We start from the raw sequence: 3,491 nt of genomic DNA on the forward strand, positions 1-3,491 counted from the left end.
CTCGCCAGGCGCACGACGAGAATTTGAACTCTTTGGGCGCTTTCGTTCGCGGCTTCGTGGATCAAGGTCGGGAGTTCGTTATTGAGCACCAGCTGCATCATGTTCGGGTTATGGGGCCCGCTCTGCAATGGCTTGGCCGCCACCTGCCCTAGACAACGAACTCCAGACCTTGGCCTGTCGAAGATCGATTGGCTGCTCAGCTCGAATTGCTTAGGTCCGACTGCGCTGTTGGCGCAATCGCGACAGACCGACACAAGCAAGGGGTGCCACGGCGATGCCCACAAGGAGCCATTCGATGCGAGGAGCCCAAGCAGTGGCCACCGTCTGTTGATTGGACAACGCGATGCGTTCGACAATCACTCCGGATTCGTTCGCCGCAATGCTTGATCGGATCGAGCCATTCGGATTGATCACTGCGCTGATGCCACTCGTCGCAGCCACGACTACCGATCGCCCATGCTCAACAGCGCGGACCTGTGACATTTCGACCTGCTGCGCCAATTGGGCTGTGCCCGAGTAGGTAGCGTTGTTGGTTTGCACGACAATCACCTGGGCGCCTTCGATGACAACATCTCGCACGATTGAGTCGTAGGCAATTTCGAAGCAGATGACGTCACCCACCGTGGTGCCTGCGATTTCCAGTATTCCTGGAGTGTCACCCGCAATGAAGTCACGTGGCACGAGTCGAAATCGATCAAGGAGACTCCCAAGAAGCGGGCGGAAAGGGATGAACTCGCCAAACGGCACGGGATGTCGCTTTACGTATCTCGCGCCTGGACCGGTTTCTGGGTCCCAAACGATTCCAGAATTTGCTACACGTGATGGGTCATTGGGCGCATCGACAACAGCGCCGACGAGAATTGGCGCTCCGACTGTGCGAACTGCTTCGTCGATCTGGCGTCTGGCCAAGAGATCGCTAAACGGATCGATGTCCGTGGAGTTTTCCGGCCATACGACAAAGTCAATCTCAGGGCGCGAGCGCAACGCGGCGCGGGTCAATTGCGCGTGATTTGCCAGGACGGCCCGTTTTTCGCCCATTGCTGACAGGCCGATACCTGGCACGCCGCCCTGTACGACTGCAATAGTGACCTGACCTTCGGTGCCAACAGCATTGATGGCGACATAGCCGACTGAAAATAGTGCGGACAGCGACACTGTGCCGATGGCGACAACCATTGTGGGCGCCTTAGATGGTCTACTGCGTCTGTCCAGGAGCAGGTAGACAACGGCGCAGCCGACCAAAGCCAAGGCGTAGGCAACGCCGGCCGGACCAACGATTGAGTTCAAGGGCAACAGTGGGCCTCCGGCTTGTGAGAAGGCCAACCGGCCCCATGGGAATCCACCCAGTGGTATGGCTCCGCGGATGGCCTCACTGGCGACCCACAATGCGGGAACAACGACTGGCCACCAGGCAAACCTTTGAGCAAATGATTGGGCGACGAATAGACCTATCCACCATGCACTGCAGATGGCAGTGAGTGAAATCCAGGCATCAATGCCGACCACACTCATCCATGAGAGGAGGGGGCCGAAGAACGCCGCTCCTGCAATTGCTCCGTAGGCCGCGGCCCATTGAGGTTGGACCTTGCGAGTAGAGAGAATGCAAAGCAAGATCGCGATTGGAGCGATCCACCACCAGGCAAGTGGTGGAAACGCACATGCCATCGCTAAGCCCCCGCCCAAAGCGGCGAGAGGGCGCCATAGCAAAAGTGCGAGGCGTGGGTTCACCGGACGTTTGCGAGTCTTGGCGATCTCAGGTCGATTGTCGTGGCGCAGAATAGGTCAGTCCAACGAATCTGTCGACACCGAGGAATTTCGCCAGTGTCTGAGCACGAAGGCACACGCGAGGGCGAGCATGGACGACAACTACTCAACTGTGCCATTGTCTCTGGTTTCACCATTCTTCCTCGGATGCATCTGGCGAGTGCGCCTGGCCGGCGGATTCCAGGGCCTGCTCGACAAGGTCAAGGTCCTCAGCAAGCACGCCGATGTCCTTATCCTCGAAAGTGGAGGTGCGCATGATTCCGGCAAGTTGGATGAGCGAAACGCCATCCTTCTGAACGACCTTCACCCATACCCGTCGGCGACGAATGAACAGGGACATCGTCAGGCCCAACATCGCCGTCACTGCCGAGAATAACGCGATTTCCTTGCCCGGATCGAAGGCGATTTGGAAGGAGGCCCAGCGCTCGTAGCCTTCGAAGCTCACGGCGCCTGAGCCATCCGGCAGTTCCCACGTTTGGCCAAGCTTCAGTTGCTTCAGGCCTATTTGCTTCATCTGGTCCTTCACGAGCCGGTAGACGCTCTGGGGCGCTCCAGAGTCCAGACCGAGTTCGCCCTTCCAAGCCGACATGAACAGGGCAGGATCGTCAGGAGCTGGAAAGCTTGAGTACGGCCCCCGGACTGCATCCAAAGCCGCAGTCGGAAGGAACAAACCTTGGATCCCAAGTTGTGGCGTGGAGTCTGGGATTTTCACGACGCCGGTGGATGTGAAGGCTCCATCTTGCGGCAGAAATGGCACGGCGTCGTTAAACACGGTGGCGCCTGTTCGGTCGATCACTTTGATGACTGGTGCGTATCCGTGGCCTACGAGAAACACCTTGGCCCTGTTGATCTCCAGCGGTTCGTTGACCTCTATCAAAGTTTTCTGAAGTGGCTCCGATGGGGCTGTCTGAAAGGAAATATCGGCCTCGAATGCCCTCGGAGAGCCCCGTTCGACTTCGCCTCGCTCGAAGTCTGCTGTGAACTTCTCAAGAGTGAACAAGAAGGGCGGCAGGTTTTCGGCATTGACAAAACGACCGCCTCCCCACGCGTCGTATTGAGTCAGCGTGTTGGAGAAGCCGGAACCTTCGCGGACGATGACGTTGCCCTTCCAGCCGAAGAGCCCACTGAGCCCAATCGAGACCAGTAGGACCAGTAGTGAGAGATGAAAGATGAGGTTGCCGGTTTCGCGGAGGTAGCCCTTTTCTGCGGATACCCAACGGGGTTCGTCTTGGGGTCCTGTAACCACGCGCCAGCGTCCTGCGCGCAGCGCCGCTTCGATGGTCTGCAGCACGTCAGCCGTCGATGCGGTCGCTTCGAGCGTTCGCGTCCCTGAAAGCCGTTGCAGCATGCGAGGGGCAGGTGGGGGCGCGCTGCGCATCGCGCGGAAGTGCATGCCGACACGAGGGATGACGCACCCAATGAGCGACAAGAATAGAAGCAAGTAGACCGCGGAGAACCACGGCGAGGAATAGACATCGAAGAAGCCAAGTCGATCCAGAATCGGACCCCATGTCGGATTTTCGGATATGAAGGCCCGGACTTTGATCGGGTCGATGCCTCGCTGAGGCAATAGGGAACCGGGAACACTTGCCAAAGCGAGGAGGAACAGCAGGATCAACGCCGTCTTCATGCTGGTGAGTTGCCGCCAAGCCCAGCGCAGCAGCCCCGCATTGCTTATTGGTGGAAGCGCAGAGCGATTCATTCGCTAGACGCAGTTCCGTCGTACC

2 protein-coding genes are annotated in these 3,491 nt (G+C 58.4%); both read right to left on the minus strand.

What is annotated here, in order from left to right; genetic code table 11:
• Positions 1–210 precede the first annotated feature (210 nt).
• A complete protein-coding gene (lnt, locus tag Q8M73_08585; GenBank protein ID MDP2288602.1) occupies positions 211–1,665 on the minus strand; it encodes an apolipoprotein N-acyltransferase in 1,455 nt (484 codons plus the stop codon).
• Positions 1,666–1,894: 229 nt separating this feature from the next.
• The gene (locus Q8M73_08590; GenBank protein MDP2288603.1) at positions 1,895–3,466 is read right to left on the minus strand and encodes a cytochrome c biogenesis protein ResB; all 1,572 of its coding nucleotides are present in this window, start codon (positions 3,464–3,466) and stop codon (positions 1,895–1,897) included.
• Between the last annotated feature and the right edge of the window lie 25 nt (positions 3,467–3,491).

The sequence above is a fragment of the Actinomycetota bacterium genome, from assembly GCA_030684515.1.
Taxonomy (GTDB): domain Bacteria; phylum Actinomycetota; class Actinomycetes; order S36-B12; family S36-B12; genus UBA11398.

What these genes read in the sequence shown, in the direction of transcription:
- Q8M73_08590 (MDP2288603.1), bottom strand. Translation starts at nt 3,466, where the DNA reads ATGAATCGCTCTGCGCTTCCACCAATAAGCAATGCGGGGCTGCTGCGC.
- lnt (MDP2288602.1), bottom strand. Translation starts at nt 1,665, where the DNA reads ATGGCATGTGCGTTTCCACCACTTGCCTGGTGGTGGATCGCTCCAATC.